The sequence below is a fragment of the Maribacter flavus genome (genome assembly GCF_008386635.1).
In the GTDB taxonomy this organism is placed as follows: domain Bacteria; phylum Bacteroidota; class Bacteroidia; order Flavobacteriales; family Flavobacteriaceae; genus Maribacter; species Maribacter flavus.
In genome coordinates, this window is record NZ_VUOE01000002.1 from 1,234,688 (window position 1) to 1,251,012 (window position 16,325).

The following is a 16,325-nucleotide window of genomic DNA, read 5'->3' on the forward strand; positions in this document are numbered from 1 at the left end:
TTTCTTGTTTTATTCAATTATATCTTTCCATTTCGGATCACGGTTTTTTACGGCCCTGATATAGGTGCACACAGCAACCGCCTTATACCCTTCTTCGGTCAGTTTTTCAAAGGTTTTCAACACCAGTTCTTTGCCGATGCCGCGCCCTCTCAATTGATAGGGCACTTCGGAATGTACGAGGTACATTTTACCATCGCGCAAATTGTACTCTACCCTTGCTTCTTCCCCATTGATGTCCATAGTGAACTTTTGGGCTTCTTTATCGTGTTTTATTTCCAGCATACTCGGTATCAATTTATGGAGCCATTTAAATAGCTCATCTTTATACGGATTTCTTAATTTTTTGCTGCCAATGGTTATGGTCGGGAAGTTCAACTTTCCGTTGGTGTACAGACCTCGCAGTTCACTCGCATGACCCTCATCGGCTTCGACATCCAAAAATGCAAAGGGCAGACGGGTGCTTTCAAGCACCAACTGGTAATAACGTGTCTTGTGACAGCCGTCTGCCCCGTACAGTTTTATTTCAGGAACGTTTCGCAACATTTATTCAACACTTTTCAAAACTTGAATCGCGGCATCGGCGTTCAAATGAAAATCGGCGAACACCACATTGTTGTTTTGATCGATCAAAATGAACCATGGGGTACCCCCCGTACGGTAATTGGTCATGATGTTCGACCTGGATTCGCCGTCATCTCCGGCATCATGCGCAAAGGGAATTTTAAGATCGTACTGTTTTTGGGTCTCGATCATTTTTTCATAGGTATTGGCATGGTGGCCTTCAAAAACGGTTTGTACGGCCAAAAAAGCTACTTTGTCGTTACCTTCCAAAGCATCGACCATTTTTTTCAAATCAGGCAGCCCCTTGCTATGGCAACCGGGGCACCAACTTTGAAAACAGTACACTACTTTGAATTTTCCATCAAAATCGGACAGTTTGATCTGATCCGTTTTGTTGCCTTTGGCATCGATCCAGTCCTTGACATCGAATTCAGGTGCTTTGAACACTTTATTTTCTACTGTTTCTTTCATTTTTATTTCCTTTCTTTTGTCTTGGGCATGGGCAAAGAACACCCAGTACACCAAGAGGCTTATTAAAATTCTCATTGTTGTTTTAAGTGACCTGCCGAGGGGTGGGTCACACCCCTTTGCAGGTTATATAGTGTGGAACTTTAGTACTGAAAAGTTCTCGAAGAATTAAGCAGCCTTTAATTTATCGGCATACATCTTTCGCAGTTTGTTCAGCTTCGGCGTAATCACTAAGCTACAATACCCTTGGCTGCTATTTTCATTGTAGTAATTTTGATGATAGTCCTCAGCGGCATAAAATATTTCCGCAGGGCTCACTTCGGTCACGATTTTATTATCAAAATAAGGGTTCAACTGTTTGATTACTTGATCAATGATCTCTTTTTGTTCGTCATTGTGATAATAGACGACCGACCTGTATTGCGTACCCACATCTGCCCCTTGTTTGTTGAGCGTAGTAGGATCATGTGTGGTCATAAAAATGACAAGTAACTCTTCGTAGCTGATCACTTTGGGATCAAAGGTGACCTTGACCACTTCTGCATGTCCGGTTCGGCCAGAGCAAATTTCTCTGTACGTCGGGTGACCGGGACAATCGCCTCCGCTATACCCAGATACTACTTTTTCAACTCCTTTTACTTGTTGAAAGATGGCTTCTACACACCAGAAGCAGCCACCTCCTACGGTCATTACTTCCATTTTATTGCCTTTCTTTTATTAACTGTTAGCTTCTTCTTTATCTTCTTGCAAAGTGAGCGCCTCACTGTTGATACAGTACCGCAGTCCACTGGGCTCTGGTCCATCAGGGAAAACGTGTCCTTGGTGCGCATCACAGGTGTTGCACATGACCTCTACCCGTACCATACCGAACGACGTATCTTTTTCATACTTGATGGCGTTTCCCTTGATGGGCTGGGTAAAGCTGGGCCACCCTGTACCTGAATTGAACTTTATCGTTGAATCAAACAAGGGCGTGTTGCAACATACACAATTGTACTTGCCCGCTTCGTAAATACTACATAATGCTCCCGAATGGGGTGCCTCCGTACCCTTTAAGCGGGTAATCCTAAATTGTTCGGGTGTCAGGATTTCTTTCCATTCCGCTTCGGTTTTTTCGACCCTTCTATCAGGCTCTGGATTCCCTTTTGTCGCAAAGTGAATGACATCGGCCCAGTTCAGCATTTTCTTATCCTTATTGTTGTCCATTTCCTTTCCTCCTTTTGTTTGGCACAAAATTAGGACACAATACCGCTTAGCTTATTACGGATTTATCATTGCCATTTGTATATTTTGCTCAAATGCCAAATTGACTAGCTGTTTTCTGCGCTGAGTCCCCTCAAATATTCCTTGGGCGATACTCCTGTATGTGTCTTGAAAAACTTGGAAAAATGTGAGATTTCGTTGAACCCCAGTGCATAGGCAATTTCGTTGACATTGCTGTCGGAAAACTCTAATAGCCTTTTGCTCTCCAAAATAATGCGTTCATTGATGAGCTGAAGAGGCGTTTTATGGAAATAACGGGCAAACAGATTGGAAATCGATTTCGGGGTCACATGCATGAGTTCGGCGTATTCCTGAACCTTGTGCTTTTCCCTAAAGTGCATTTCGACCAACAACTTGAATCGGCGAATGGCATCGAGCTTTGATTGTGGCATATCTTCGTCGGGCAATACTTTTCTTGCAATCCGAACGGACATTATCAGCAATCTTTTGAGCAAGACCAACAACATTTCGCCCTGTATATGGTCTTTATTGTTTTCAAATTCTTCTACAAAGAACTCGTACAACAGATTGAAACTCTTAAGCTCTTTCTCTGTCAATTCGACAACCAAGGGAGATGAGGTGCCCAAAAACAAAAAACCGTTGCAGGAAACCTCTGAATCATGGTCCCTGATGCAATAAAACTCACGGTTGAAGGCATACAGGAGCACATCTTTGTTCTCAATCTCGAAATAAAGTCGGTTCAATGAAGAGGCAAACAAAAGGTGGTTTTCCTTGAGCAATACCCGATACCCGTCCACACCAAGGGAGATACTGTCATTACGCGCCCAAACTATTTTATAGCAGTCTTTCCTGAGTTCGTTGGCACTGAACTTTTGTTCCGAAGTATCTATCAGATCGAAACTTCCTTCGTTGCTTCCTTTATATTGAAATCTCATTTTTATTTTTTTTGAAACACGGTTACTGCATCACCTTTACCCATGATAATCATATCCGCAGTATTTAGAAAAAGTCCTGTCTCCACAATTCCGGGAATTCGTATTAGATTATACCCCAACGTTTCCAAATCATTATGTTCCCAGATGTCAACATCAACAATATAGTTGTTTTCATCAGTAACGTAAAGTGCTCCGTTCGCTTTTCTAGGTATCGGTTTTAAGCCCATATCCTCCAATTCGCTGATAATCTTGTTGGTTGCGAAAGGAATAGTCTCCACTGGCAGTTTAAACTTACCCAACCGTTCGACCTGCTTGCTCGAATCGGTGATAATAATGTTGACCTTTGAATTATGGGCGATGATTTTCTCACGCAACAATGCTCCGCCACCGCCCTTAATTAACCGCATTTGGGGGTCGAATTCATCGGCCCCATCAAGATTGATGTCAATTCTTTTCACATCATCCAAAGAAACTAAGGGAATACCCATCTCGCGTGCCAGTGCAGCGGTTTTTTCTGACGAGGGCACTCCCTTAATCTTAAGGCCATTTTCAACTTTTTCGCCCAGTATTCGAATCATATATGCCGAAGTTGAACCGGAGCCCAAACCGACGGTCATGCCATCCTTGACGAATTTTACCGCTTCGGTCGCGGCCAATCTTTTTTCGGTTTCGAGGTTCATTTCTTGGTTTATTCAATAGAAGTGTTTGTTTAAATATAAGAATAGGAATCAATTTTTTTCAATCAAAATGTGTTGTGAACAAAACATGCTATGAACAATTTATGAGTTGATTTGGCACAACTTTGTTTAGAGTACCAGTTAATTCATCAAGACTTATCGAAAAAAAAAACCTGTTATTGATTCGAACTTGATGTTTTCTAAAGTATTGTAAAACGAACAATTTGGGACACTATTTTTTCGAGGAGAGCACACAAAGTTCTTTTTATGTTCAGTCCTATGTCCCTGTATTCTAAGGTAAAACCAAACTTAAAATGTTAAAATTCAGTTTGTGAATGCATGTACGTTTACATATGGTGTTTGCCTTTTGACAACGGCAAAGACACGGTGCACAATTTTGTTACGGATAATGTTGATCGTACCCATCTTACTTTTTCCTTTTTCCAACCTTTTCCTATAGTAATTCTTCAGTTCCGAGTTTTTCTGGATTGCCGAGAATGCGGCCAAAGTAAGGAGGGACTTCATGTTCTTGTTCGCAGTGTGGCTTACTTTTGATTTGGATCTCAACGAAGTTCCGGACTGTTTTTCGAACGGGGCAATACCTGCATAGCAAGCATATTTTCGGGCACTGTCAAAGTTTATAAAGCAGTTGGTAGTAACTATCAGGTTGACGGCCAGTATAAGACCAATGCCATCCACTGAAGTTACCAATTTGTAAACCTTATTGATGTGCTCGTCATTTTTGATGAGCTCTTTCAATTCTTGCTCGATCGCCTTGATCTGTTTGGCCAAATAATTTAGCATCTTGTTTTGGACATTGATGATAGGCCCATGTCTTTCTTTGCCAAGAACCGTTCGATATTCTTTTAAATCTGCCGAGAATCCCGCCCTTTGTTTCACAAGTTTCTCCCTTAGCGATATCAGCTTTTGAAGTTTCATGATGTTTTTGGAGGGTATTTTGGTCGGTTTTATCAAATCCCTTCTCAAATAGGCATATTCCGCAATTCTATAGGCATCTACCTTATCGTTTTTGCCCCTTACCATTCCCATCGACTTTTTAATCTGCAGTGGTGCGACCAGGAGAAATGCATGTTTCAGGTCATCCAGATAAATTGACAAGGGTGTAGAATAAATGCCCGTATGTTCAAAGCAAAAAATAACGTGGTCAAAATCATCTTCCGAATAATGGGACATTGCCCACTTGAACATTTTTTTGAATCCTTTGGGATCGTTCTCAAATTGCTGTGTCAGTTTTGGTCCGTGAATAAATACATCGATGGTATTTTTGGATACATCGATTCCAATTGCATCTTTGAATTTCATAATTTGATATTTAGATTAATAAAGAAGTTGCTTTTACTAAGACCTTTAAAAGTCCTGAAAGACTACTATTCTAAATGGCACATAAGCAACTGAAAGTAAGAAAGGGGACTAATACAGGGGTTGGTTCGATAGACCAGCGGAAGTCATAGTTCACCCCTTTCTTTTCTCAAAAATTAACACAAATATTTATAGCACAAACCTAAAGGCGGAAGTCGCAAAACCTTTCGGTTTTCCGACACCCTCAGAGCCGCGAGAAAGCACAAGCGGTGGAAAGACCGCTTGACCTTTCATTTCCCTACCCACAAAGTACATCTTACAAGAACGTGGTCGTAAAAAGCGGCATTACATCCCATACTGTGGCTTTCCACAGGAAAAAATGTTAAATTGAGGAGATGCTGCCCATTCTAAAGTATATCATGCTCGCCTGCTTCGCTTATGTTGCAATCAGGATTATAGCACCATATCTGGTACTCCTCATGCGGTTTATGTTCAATGAACCTTTCAAATGGGACAAATATGTGGAAAAGCCCAGATTGGTGTTCTATGCCATAGGTCTACTCAATATGCAGTTGGGTTTCAATGCAATCCTGGATCATCCAGGGCGGTTTGCTACTTTTTACTTAGTTGCTGGCTGCTTTCTTTTTTTAGGAGGAATATTCATGACACAAGTGACCTGGACAAAAAGATTCAGGAAGGTATTCATTCCTAAAATCAAAGAAAAACTAAAATCCTCCAGAAATTTCAATATTTCAATCAGTGAAGCCCAATTGGGGAAGCTTTACGACAACATGATTCGCTATGATATGGTTGTTATGGATAAGACATCAAAAGACAATTTCATAAAATGCTTTTTAAAGAATTGGGACGAACATGATGCGAAGATTCATCTGAGATTAAAGAACCCTGCTTGTAAAGAGTTTTATGAACTGTTCAAGTTGACCTTTCCCAAGAATGATTTGCAGCTTATTGATTTCATCAAAAACTCCGATTTGCTGAGACGCGAGGATGGGCGACGATATAACTACAATACCGTTAGAAACGCCCTGACCAGAAACAGGATTTCCAAAAGAAACGAGGAATTGGAAGCCGTATTTGCCCCATTTTCATAAAACTTGCTTGCATTGCCCTCTTTTTTGCTTGCATCACATGCAATGCAAGCCTTTCCTATGGTTTCCTATATTAGTTTGTAGCAAGAATTCTATAAAAAAGAACAAAAGCTTTTGTCCATTGTTTCACCCTAAAAAAATCTAGAATAATGGATTATTTAAAACTAGAGGAACGTCTTGAACGTATAGAACGATTACTGTCCAGCAACAAAGAAGTATTGACGTTTGAAGAGGCCTGTGAATACATGGGCGTTTCACGAAGCTTTCTTTACAAACTTACTTCAAGAAGGCAAATACCGCACTCAAAACCCAATGGTAAAATGATATTCTTCGAAAAGAAGAAACTCAATCTTTGGCTATTACAAAACAAGAGGAAATCGAAGGCAGAAATCGAAGTAGAGGCGCTGAGATATAGTCTTAGAAATAAGAAAAATTGATTTTGGATAGGGAGAGGAGTGAGTGAACGAAATCAGCATGAAAATGATGATTGAGTGAGAATTCAAGATGTGTCATTGTCATGACAAATCTTGCTTTTGCTCCCGAAGGTCGCAAAAGAGGGAAAAACGTATGAAAAGGGAATTTGTCCAATTCAGGTGCTCGGTTTACGAGAAGAAACTGCTTAAAGTAAAGGCCAAAAAGTCAGGTCTTTCAATCAGCGAATACTGTCGCCGTGCTGCATTTGATGATAGAATCATCGAACGATTGTCCGAAGACCAAATCGAGGCCTATAAGCTATTGGTAAAGTATCAAAATAATTTCAAACGTATCGGGAATATGTTCCGGAAACGGAATCCAAAGTTGGCGGATGAAGTCACCCAACTGGCAAAAGAAATCAGGGAACACCTTTTAAGTTTTAAGATATGATAGGAATGGGAAAATCCATATCACACACATCGGCATCCATGGCATACGGCCTTCGGGAGGAAAAGAAACCTGAGATTGTCCATAGCCAATATTTAGCGGGAGATGCGCCAAAAGAAATTACCCAGGAGTTCAGGACCATACAACAGCAGAACCATCAATGTCAAAAGAACACTTTGAGTTTCGTGCTGAGTCCGACCATCAAAGATGGCAAAGAAATGAAGACCCAAGAACTTCAAGAAATCACGAAACGCTTTTTAAAACAGATGAAGTTACAGGAGAACCAGGCCATTGCCTTTGTGCACAGAAACCGAAAACATGTCCATATCCATCTTTATGTGAACCGAATCAACTTTCAAGGGCAAGCCTATAAGGACAACTTTATTGGAAAGCGGAGCCAACAAGCTGCGGAACGGGTTGCAAAAGAAATGGGCCTTACCACAGTACGAGAAGTCCAACAACAAAAACTGGACAAGGCCAAGGATATGCGGATGATTCTTAAAAGAATTCATGAAAAGGTCATTAGCGAGGTAAGGCCAAAGGACTTTGACCAATACATCAAGGCTATGGAAGCCTATCCTATAAAGGTCATCCCATCCATAAACAAACAGAACCAATTGCAGGGTTTTCGGTTTGGGTTTGCAGGGCAAAATTTAAAGGGAAGCGAGGTACACCGTTCCATGTCTATGAACAGGATAGCCGAACAGATTGGATTCAACAGAAATGTAGTGGAGAAAGCCAAAACGGAAAATGCAATGAAACTGATGAGTAAAACGGTTAACCTCTCCCCTAACCTCGTGGCTAAAATTGCAACTAAAGTTGTTAAACACGCCATCAAAAAAAGCATAGACCTTGGGATGGGGATTTAAAAGAAATGAATTATGGCAAAACTGGACGAAATAGCAGAATTGTTGACGGAGGAACTGAAGAATTTTGAACACTCGGTCAATCGAATGGAAAAACTGAAAGAGTTTCTCATGGGATATAAAGTTTCAGCGGACACCGCTGACATTGACTACCTTCTTAAGGGATACAACGACAGCCAGAAGAAAGCGGTTGAAGAACAAAACAAGCTATTGGCCAATGTCATCTACCATGTCAAGAAGTCCATTGCTTTTCCAAAATGGGCGGTAAAACTATTCTGGGGTTTTTTGGTGACTGATTTACTCGTCTTGGGATACGCTATATTCCAGATTTCGAACATCCCCAAAAAGGAACAGGCTGCGTTTTCATCAGGTGAAAGTAACGCAGTCAGGCACTTTGAGCGATTTATGGAGGAAATCCCAGAGGCTGGTACCCTTTACGAAGAATGGCGCAATCCCAAAGGCAAAAAGTAGTTTGCGCCCTATGGAATTTCTCCTTCTCGCTTATCTTCCCGAACACGGAAGAAATTCCACAGGAACCGCGCGCAAAGCTTTTGTAAGATTTGGGGAATAGTCAAATCATAAAAACGCGCTCTAAACACTTATTCTTTATTGGCTATAACCTTTAACTTCTAATACCAAACTTGATTAAAACCTTTTTTGAAGACCAAATAAAAGGTGTTTATTTCTTTTAAGAGAATCTTATTTTTAGTGAGGTTCATATTCTTAAATTGTGAATGAATCGAGACATCCTTTGATGATTGAATTGCCAGAAAAAAATATCGAAAATGAGAAGAATTTATGCCAATTGATCGCATCGGGTGATGCCGTCGTAATCATTGGTGCAGGTTCAAGTAAGATAGTGGGCTACCCTTTATGGACTGAATTAATTCAGGAATTAGAAAAGGAAGTCAAAATCTTAGTAGATACAAGTGATTCAGAATTCCATTTTCGGAAAAGTCGTGAAGAAGAAGGTGATTTGGAATATGCTGTTAGATTAAAGGAGATTCTGGAGAATCCACGGTACGGAGCAATCATGCACAAGCTTTTTGATGAAAAGGGTTGCGATGAATGTCATATTAAACTGTTAAGGCTTCCTTTCAGAGGTATTTTGACAACTAATTATGATACTACACTTGAGAAAGCTCTGTTTGAAATTAATGGTGAGCCAAATAATTCCATAAATATTGATAAGGGCACTACTAATAGGGAAATCAATAAGTTTTTTCGGGCCTTAAATTTTGGATACTCTGGAAATACAAAAATTGCTCATTTGCATGGTCGGTTCCGAGAAGAACCATCATTGGTACTATGCCTAAATGATTATTTGGAAAAATATGGTTCTACTGACCCATCGAGTCAGAACTGGCCACTTCACAAGCGCATAATTTGGGCTTTGATGGCAACACGCAGGATTCTTTATCTGGGATTTAGCATGAATGATCCTTTTTTTCAAATGATGCATCAAATAGTAAGTGATGATTTAGGGCATTTTCACGCTGATGCTCATTTCATGGTTTCACGCTTTACTTCTAAAGATGAGAACGAAGCCATTAAACAGTTAAAGTTCGCCGAAAGAATTCAAGCTAATTACGGAATACAAACCGTTTTTTTCGGCGATGATAGTTCTTATGAAGGTCTTAAGAAATATATCTATGAACTAGCGGAAAAGGTAGAAAAGTTAATAGCTGGAGAACTGCCTGAAAAACGGGAAACCAAATCTGTTTCTGTCAAGGTCGATGAAGATGATACATCTTTAACGGCACGACTTAAAGAAAAAGCACTTAGGAAGAACAAAGAAATTAGAGAAGATGAAGATTAACAGGCACACTTTAATCCAAGATTTGTACGACTTCTCACAAAAGGGTGATGGCCTTATTATTGGAAAGCCTGGTGTGGGTAAAAGCTATTCCCTTTCTCAACTGTCCGATTTTTTATGGGAGCGAGATATTCCGAATTATATTTTAAGGGTGGATGAATTAGATGGCTCAAATGCTTCTATTACTTTAGAGCTAGGAATTGAGGGAAGTTGGACAAAAGAACTGAATAAAGTTGCAATGCCATCAAAAAGTGCCAAGGCCGTTCTAATATTTGATGGTTTTGATGCCGCTAGAGATGAAGAATTGCAGCAGAAATTCTTGATGCAAATTAGGAATGCAGTTGCAAACCTAACAAAATGGAATATCCTAGTTAGTGTCAGGACTTATGACGCAACTAAATCGCCACAATTACTTAGAATATTTAGCAAACAAGATAACACCTCACAAATTAAATGTAGACATTTAGAAATTAATGAATTAAATGAGGCTGAGTTAGAAAGCGTTTTTTCCTATTCCGAGGCAATTAATAAGCTTTATAAAGCGGGAAATGATGAGCTAAAATTAATTTTAAGAATTCCTTTCTTTTTAAGGCTACTTGAACTTGTTCTTAGAGATAATTTTGAAGAAGATTTAGATAATATGAGGATGATTAGATCAGAATCAGAATTACTTGATAGATTTTGGGATAAAATTGTTTTTAGTTCAAGAAATTCATACCAGCTTGAAAGTTTTTTAAAGGAATTAGCAGATTGTCTAGTTGCAAATAAAAGTATGAGTTACTTGAAAGATAGGTTTATAGCTAATTATAAAATTTTTAGCCTATTACGAAGTAATGACATAATCTCGGAAGTCGGAGTTGGTAAGAGGTTTGTAATGTTTTCCCACAATATTCTGTTCGATTATTTTGTCGGTAGGCTTACGATACCTTCAGAGCCTAAGGAGCTTTCAGAATTTGTAGCTCTTGATAAATCAAGACAATTCTTTCTAAGGCCAAGCTTCATATTTCATTTTACAAGATTGTGGTATAATCATAGAAAGAGGTTTTGGGAAAACTATGCTTATCTAAATGATGATATTGATATGTATATGTCACTATTTAAAAGATTAATTCCAATGGCAGTAATTGCTAATGAATATAATGACGTTGAAGACCTTAAGCCAGTCATTGAAAACAATAGTTCCATACAACAAATCTTACAATCGATTCGATTTCTTCATAACAGGCCGCTAGCATATCGTGATATTCAGTTATTGTTTCATCTTAAGGGTAAACTGCAAATAGATTTTTTATGGGACTATTCACATGTATTTCAAAAAATTCTAGATAATGAGATTCTCAATAGCAAAGACAACGAGAATCAACTCGGGATGATTGCTCGTGAATTTTTAGCATTTATTCTTAAAGAACGCGAATTAAGACCCGAAAGTCGTAATTCTCTTGACCGATTAGGAAGTGTTAGAGGTATAGAATATGTCTCAAGGACCTTTCACACGAATAGAAAGGAATCTAAAAAGCTCCTGAAACATATATTAAAATTCCTTAGTGAACCCGATTTCGAAATTTGGTATTTCACTAGCCTATCTGATGATATTAAGTATTTCGTAGAGCATGACCCACAATTTGTAGCTAAAATCTACAGAGAAATATTTGCACATACAGAGACTAGTACTTCGATAACTTACATGGGCACCGCTGTTCTTAATTTGACAAGTAATAGAAAGCAAGATTTCGAAATGTGCTATTATAGATTGGTTGAGTTTTATCCCAAATTCCTGAGTGTTGCCCCGGAGACCGCAATTGAAGTTGGACTAAAAATAGTCAACCAATATGTGATAATTAATAAGATGCATTTTTCTGATGAATCCTATGCGGCCGAAAAAATAATGTTAGGAAATAGAGGCGCTGGATTTTTAAAAGACTTCTCTTCTATTTGGCATGATAATTTAACTTACCATAAACCTGCTCAACTCATAGAAAAAATTATAGCCTATTTCGAAGAACAAATAAATGAAGGAAATGAGGAAAATTTAGCAAAAGCGTTTCAGACATATTATTCGAATTCATTGGTTAGCTTCACATGGAAAAAGATTATTGAACTTGGAAATAAGTATCCAAAAGTATTTAAAGAATTTTTATTTCAAATTTCTTTGAACCAGGTAATATTGAAGAGTAGTGATGTTAATTATGAAATAGGTATTTCCTTAGAAAAAATTTATCCTCTTCTAAAGCCCCATCAACGCAAACAAGTTGAAAATACTATTTTAAGTTTAATAAATCAGGGAGAAGTAGATGAAATGGCGAATCCAGAAATTCTTGCAAACAGGCTACTTAATTGTATTCCAAATGACCTTCTAGTTCTAGAAAAGTCTATAGAATTTATTAATTCAAGAACTCCGATTAAAAATGAGCAAAATTATCAATCGAATGTTACGGTTGAGCCTTATACCACAGATAAATGGTTAAGAGATAAGGGGGTAGATCTAGAAGACAAAAGAAATAATAAGATTTATCGACTACTTAATGAGATCGAGTCCTTCAACCGAAAACATAGCAATGATACTCTGGAACGTAAGATATTTGAGAAATTAATACCAACAGGGAAAGAATTATATCAACTTTCAAAAGAGGATTTCAAAGAAGAATTGAGATACTCGGCTCTTAAAGAAGTTTTCAAATTTTTTTCAATTATTACTCGCGATATTAAGGAAATCCAAGCAGAAGATTACTCATTTGTAAAAAGTTCAATTTTATATGGAATTACTCATGTAACTAAGTATGACGAATCTTTTGATAATTCTAGTTCTGCCTCGTCTGGTTATTCTCCAACTCCAAGAATTGAAGCCTCAAGTGCTTTAGTCGGTTTACTTCAGTTCAACAATGATGATGAAATCTTTCAGGCAATTGAAGATCTTATTGCCGATTCTAATCCGATTGTCAGATTTAACATTATTAGAAATATTAGTCAGGTTTGGATTCAACGACCCAAAGCATTTTGGGGTCTTATATTTGAAAGACTGAAAAACGAAAGTGATTCTTTCAATTTATCTATTTTAATAGATAATATTTTTAGAAAGGATTTAATCGAGAATCACGAGAATGAAGTTGTCGATGCAATAAAAATTGCCTATACACGTATAGAAAATTATGCGTCGAACGATTCTTTTTCAAGATCATATGCAAGGCTTTTGTTGTATTTTTTTGATAGACAAGACAATGATGACATAAAAAATATCCTCTATGAGAGTATAGAAAATATTGAGTTTGTATCTACACTTGTGTTCAAACTATTTGATTTTATTGACCCCAAGTTTGTTGATAACGATTATACCAATATCAATACGAGAAAAAAATTAATTCAATTATTCTTAGATATTAATAAGTCAAACCTTGAGGCGCTTAAGAGTCTAGAATTTCAATCTATAAATGAGGACTCGCCAATTAATAAAAGACTTAGGGTTTTAGACTCAATTGTTCAGCGAATTTATTTTTCGCTCGAGATAAATGAGAACCTAAGGAAAAATAACAAACACCATCCTAGTCTGGCGAACAAAAGAGGGTTCTATCTTAGAATTAAACCAATTTTACTAGATATATTAAAAGGTTCTAACGAAATCGGAGATGGTACCGTGCTGGCACATACAGCACACTATTTTATTCAAACCTTAAATGGGGTAATTAAGTTTTATCCTGAAGAAGCATCCTCTATTTTATCCATGGCATCGGAGATTACAAAATTATCATACAACTCAGGTTATACGTTCGACTCATCAGCTATTAGAGAGGTTGTCAGTCTGACCGAAGTACTTCTTGTTGATCACAAATCATTGTTAAACCAAGAAGATTCTCTTAGCGACCTAGTATCCATCCTCAGGTTTTATGCGGATTCTGGGTGGCCGCAAGCATTAGAACATCTGTGGAAGTTAGATGAAGCCTTCAAATAAAAATTCGATTAGTCTAGTTAAATTTCAAACTATTTTCCATTCCTAATTCTTGTCAAAAATTGTACATTTTTTGTAATTATTTTACCAAATATGTAATTTATATATTATCTTTACACCCTAAATCGATATCATTTTCCAGTGCATATCATTTCATTTAAAAAGCTAAAGGATTATTTCTCAAAGGAAACGAATGCCAAAGTAGCCTTGCAAGATTGGTACAAAAGAACCAAGAAAGCAGAATGGGAAAGTTTTGCAGATTTAAAAAACACTTTCAATTCCGCTGATAATGTTGGAAACAACAGATATGTATTTAACATTAAGGGAAACCATTACAGGATAGTTGCCATCGTACTGTTCAAAATTAAAAGGGTGTACATACGGTGGGTGGGTAACCACAAGGATTACAACAGATTAAAGAACATCGATAAATTGTAAAAGCTATGAGCACAATTTCTCACAAACAATATGTAGAGGCTAACATAAGATTGGAAGAACTTCTAAAGGAGGTTGATAACAAAACTCCTGAAGATTCTCCTTTGTCTAAAGAACTCATCGAAGTCAGTGATATTATCGAACAATATGAAGAAATCCATTTCCCCATGGGATTACCTACCCTACAGGAAATGATTGAACTTCGTATGTTTGAGATGGGGTTGAAAAGAAAGGATTTGGCTGCGCTTTTAAATACCAGTGCTTCCAGAATCAGTGATTATTTGAATGGAAAGCGGGAAATTACTTTAAAAGTAGCCAAAGCTTTGCACCAAAAACTGAATATAGACAGCGATATCATATTACAATAAAGGCTTTATGGAAAACAAAATAGTACTAAAAGAAAACAAAGGTTTTCACCTATTTTCCACCTCAAATGCCCCTACTCCACTGTTTATGGGAATTGTAAAATATTGTATCGGGAAATAGACTAAGAAAACAAAGGTCATCAAAAGAAACTAAACACCTCTATTTTCAGCTTATTAATCATTTTTTATTTTTCCATTATTTCCTATTTCAGTACTTCTTAAGAGTATTCAATCCAGAATTTTGTCCTTTAAGTGTCCTCTTTTTACGGAATAACCAATTATCTATGAAGTATAAATTCAATATAGTAAAAGAGCAATATTGCGTTAGAAAATAATATACTTTCACAACTTGAATAACTGCAAACTTTTGAGGGGTTGAAAGAGGCAATTTTAAAAATAAAAAGACTGTCGTTGCCCTCTATTCTGAATGCAGTATTCGTATTTGTCATTTTTAAGATTCATATGTCGAGTGATGTTGATAGTATGTTAAATGAAAAAAACAGTATAATCTCAAATGGTTTCATTACTTCACAAATTAAGTATCACACCGAATTTGCCCCTTTTGCCCGAAGACCTTTAACGTCCTATTTGGTAAAAAGTACTTCGACCAGTATGGGAGTATCTTTGGGCGAGGCATTTGTTATGGTCAACTTTTTTCTACTTTTCCTAATTGGTCTTCTGCTATTTCGGCTATCCAAGGTCATAGGTTCACGGTTTCAAAAAGGAATTGTGAACCTAATAATTTACTATCTTTCCTTTACCGTACTATTTGCATTTTTCCCCCAATTTTTAGCTATGATGAACCTTTACAATATTGTTTGATTTTTGCGGGATTAACGAGTTTTCACAAAAATAAATGGGGAGGCTACATTTTCTTGTTTTCGGCTGCTATGATCTCAAGGGAAAATACCATTTTCGTAATTCTAGGGATTGCGATTTCAGCCTTGTTTGGGAATTTCAGTTTTGGAAGGTCTACTCAAAAAGTGAAACTGATTCATTATTTGCTCATTGGTCTTCCAGTACTTTTCTACGCTGTGTTCGTTATGTTATTTATAAATTATCATGGACTCTGGGAAGCTACTCAAGATGAAGTTCAAGTAAGGTTTTCTTGCTTTAGGGAAAATTTTAAGGATATGCGAAGTTCCGTTGAGACGATAATTTCATTTGTGGTTTCTTTAGGGCTATTCATCTATTTTTTATCTGCTTCTTCAAAGCATCATCATCCATCTATTAAGGAAAAATGGTTCATTGAAGCCTTTATTCCAAGTTGTTTTTTGAATACCCTTATTGTATTGTTGGCCGCTTTTTCAAAAGAAGCTAGGTTGTTTGCTATTCCTTTATTGTTTTTATGGCCAATAATGGCCCAATGTTGTATCAATGAAATTCGTTTACTGCTCTCATTTAATCACTATCTTCTATGTTTTTCAAATTGGAAGTACGCTGTTTTATTAGGTTTTCTGACCTTTTTGAATTACCTCATGTCCTTTGTTTTGTATATACCCAGTTTTCCTTCTGTCGACAATTATTTCAATGAATATCTATTTCTTTCATTGCAATTGATTATAATACATTATCTGCTGAGAAATTTTATTGGTCAAACTCTTTGGATAAATACCCAAATTTCAATAAGCTAATGCAAAAACTCAGGAATAAACTTCACACCATGCTTTTTTGAATTTATTATTGATACATCATTTAATTCCGGCTTTAAGTACTCAAAATCCGATTTCTTGAGATTTGAAAATGTA

At 37.3% G+C, this 16,325-nt stretch carries 16 protein-coding genes; 9 read left to right on the plus strand and 7 right to left on the minus strand.

The annotated features are described in order from the left end of the window. Positions 1-9 precede the first annotated feature (9 nt). From F0361_RS18920 to F0361_RS15805, 7 genes are all read right to left on the minus strand, one after another. Entirely contained in the window at positions 10-543 is a 534-nt protein-coding gene (locus F0361_RS18920) for an N-acetyltransferase (RefSeq protein WP_246160914.1), read from the minus strand. Continuing rightward, positions 544-1,107 (minus strand): peroxiredoxin family protein, encoded by a 564-nt coding sequence (locus F0361_RS15780; RefSeq protein WP_246160915.1) that lies wholly within the window; start codon positions 1,105-1,107, stop codon positions 544-546. It abuts the gene before it with no gap. A gap of 90 nt (positions 1,108-1,197) precedes the next feature. Beyond that, the gene (gene msrA / locus F0361_RS15785) at positions 1,198-1,728 is read right to left on the minus strand and encodes a peptide-methionine (S)-S-oxide reductase MsrA (protein ID WP_154920058.1); all 531 of its coding nucleotides are present in this window, start codon (positions 1,726-1,728) and stop codon (positions 1,198-1,200) included. Between the two features lie 18 nt (positions 1,729-1,746). Then, on the minus strand, positions 1,747-2,211 hold the full coding sequence (gene msrB, locus F0361_RS15790) for a peptide-methionine (R)-S-oxide reductase MsrB (protein WP_154920324.1): 465 nt from the start codon (positions 2,209-2,211) through the stop codon (positions 1,747-1,749). Between the two features lie 128 nt (positions 2,212-2,339). Continuing rightward, on the minus strand, positions 2,340-3,188 hold the full coding sequence (locus F0361_RS15795; RefSeq protein WP_154920060.1) for a helix-turn-helix domain-containing protein: 849 nt from the start codon (positions 3,186-3,188) through the stop codon (positions 2,340-2,342). A 2-nt stretch (positions 3,189-3,190) separates the two neighbouring features. Next, complete coding sequence (gene rpiA / locus F0361_RS15800) at positions 3,191-3,868, minus strand: ribose-5-phosphate isomerase RpiA (protein WP_154920062.1); 678 nt, start codon at positions 3,866-3,868, stop codon at positions 3,191-3,193. 321 nt (positions 3,869-4,189) lie between these two features. Next, positions 4,190-5,188, minus strand: coding sequence for an IS110 family RNA-guided transposase (locus F0361_RS15805; protein ID WP_154920064.1), 999 nt, complete (start codon positions 5,186-5,188; stop codon positions 4,190-4,192). Between the two features lie 392 nt (positions 5,189-5,580). Here F0361_RS15805 and F0361_RS15810 point away from each other — a divergent pair, with 392 nt between their 5' ends. From F0361_RS15810 to F0361_RS15850, 9 genes are all read left to right on the plus strand, one after another. After that, positions 5,581-6,297: a hypothetical protein gene (locus F0361_RS15810; RefSeq protein ID WP_154920066.1), complete on the plus strand. Its 717-nt coding sequence runs from the start codon at positions 5,581-5,583 to the stop codon at positions 6,295-6,297. Positions 6,298-6,443: 146 nt separating this feature from the next. Then, positions 6,444-6,731: a helix-turn-helix domain-containing protein gene (locus tag F0361_RS15815; protein WP_154920068.1), complete on the plus strand. Its 288-nt coding sequence runs from the start codon at positions 6,444-6,446 to the stop codon at positions 6,729-6,731. Between the two features lie 130 nt (positions 6,732-6,861). Then, positions 6,862-7,158 (plus strand): mobilization protein MbpA, encoded by a 297-nt coding sequence (gene mbpA / locus F0361_RS15820; RefSeq protein ID WP_154920070.1) that lies wholly within the window; start codon positions 6,862-6,864, stop codon positions 7,156-7,158. Between the two features lie 5 nt (positions 7,159-7,163). Further along, positions 7,164-8,024, plus strand: a complete 861-nt coding sequence (locus F0361_RS15825; RefSeq protein ID WP_317131742.1) for a relaxase/mobilization nuclease domain-containing protein — start codon at positions 7,164-7,166, stop codon at positions 8,022-8,024. Between the two features lie 12 nt (positions 8,025-8,036). Beyond that, positions 8,037-8,492, plus strand: a complete 456-nt coding sequence (locus F0361_RS15830) for a DUF6730 family protein (protein WP_154920074.1) — start codon at positions 8,037-8,039, stop codon at positions 8,490-8,492. A 283-nt stretch (positions 8,493-8,775) separates the two neighbouring features. Further along, on the plus strand, positions 8,776-9,840 hold the full coding sequence (locus F0361_RS15835) for an SIR2 family protein (RefSeq protein ID WP_154920076.1): 1,065 nt from the start codon (positions 8,776-8,778) through the stop codon (positions 9,838-9,840). Beyond that, positions 9,830-13,780: an NACHT domain-containing protein gene (locus F0361_RS15840; protein WP_154920078.1), complete on the plus strand. Its 3,951-nt coding sequence runs from the start codon at positions 9,830-9,832 to the stop codon at positions 13,778-13,780. The genes F0361_RS15835 and F0361_RS15840 overlap by 11 nt, the downstream gene beginning before the upstream one ends. 138 nt (positions 13,781-13,918) lie before the next feature. Beyond that, positions 13,919-14,215 (plus strand): type II toxin-antitoxin system HigB family toxin, encoded by a 297-nt coding sequence (locus tag F0361_RS15845; protein WP_154920080.1) that lies wholly within the window; start codon positions 13,919-13,921, stop codon positions 14,213-14,215. 5 nt (positions 14,216-14,220) lie between these two features. Further along, complete coding sequence (locus tag F0361_RS15850) at positions 14,221-14,580, plus strand: helix-turn-helix domain-containing protein (RefSeq protein ID WP_154920082.1); 360 nt, start codon at positions 14,221-14,223, stop codon at positions 14,578-14,580. Positions 14,581-16,325 lie beyond the last annotated feature (1,745 nt).

Coding starts and splice junctions, on each gene's coding strand:
- F0361_RS18920 (WP_246160914.1), bottom strand. CDS start 543: ATGTTGCGAAACGTTCCTGAAATAAAACTGTACGGGGCAGACGGCTGT.
- F0361_RS15780 (WP_246160915.1), bottom strand. CDS start 1,107: ATGAGAATTTTAATAAGCCTCTTGGTGTACTGGGTGTTCTTTGCCCAT.
- msrA (WP_154920058.1), bottom strand. CDS start 1,728: ATGGAAGTAATGACCGTAGGAGGTGGCTGCTTCTGGTGTGTAGAAGCC.
- msrB (WP_154920324.1), bottom strand. CDS start 2,211: ATGCTGAACTGGGCCGATGTCATTCACTTTGCGACAAAAGGGAATCCA.
- F0361_RS15795 (WP_154920060.1), bottom strand. CDS start 3,188: ATGAGATTTCAATATAAAGGAAGCAACGAAGGAAGTTTCGATCTGATA.
- rpiA (WP_154920062.1), bottom strand. CDS start 3,868: ATGAACCTCGAAACCGAAAAAAGATTGGCCGCGACCGAAGCGGTAAAA.
- F0361_RS15805 (WP_154920064.1), bottom strand. CDS start 5,188: ATGAAATTCAAAGATGCAATTGGAATCGATGTATCCAAAAATACCATC.
- F0361_RS15810 (WP_154920066.1), top strand. CDS start 5,581: ATGCTGCCCATTCTAAAGTATATCATGCTCGCCTGCTTCGCTTATGTT.
- F0361_RS15815 (WP_154920068.1), top strand. CDS start 6,444: ATGGATTATTTAAAACTAGAGGAACGTCTTGAACGTATAGAACGATTA.
- mbpA (WP_154920070.1), top strand. CDS start 6,862: ATGAAAAGGGAATTTGTCCAATTCAGGTGCTCGGTTTACGAGAAGAAA.
- F0361_RS15825 (WP_317131742.1), top strand. CDS start 7,164: ATGGGAAAATCCATATCACACACATCGGCATCCATGGCATACGGCCTT.
- F0361_RS15830 (WP_154920074.1), top strand. CDS start 8,037: ATGGCAAAACTGGACGAAATAGCAGAATTGTTGACGGAGGAACTGAAG.
- F0361_RS15835 (WP_154920076.1), top strand. CDS start 8,776: ATGATTGAATTGCCAGAAAAAAATATCGAAAATGAGAAGAATTTATGC.
- F0361_RS15840 (WP_154920078.1), top strand. CDS start 9,830: ATGAAGATTAACAGGCACACTTTAATCCAAGATTTGTACGACTTCTCA.
- F0361_RS15850 (WP_154920082.1), top strand. CDS start 14,221: ATGAGCACAATTTCTCACAAACAATATGTAGAGGCTAACATAAGATTG.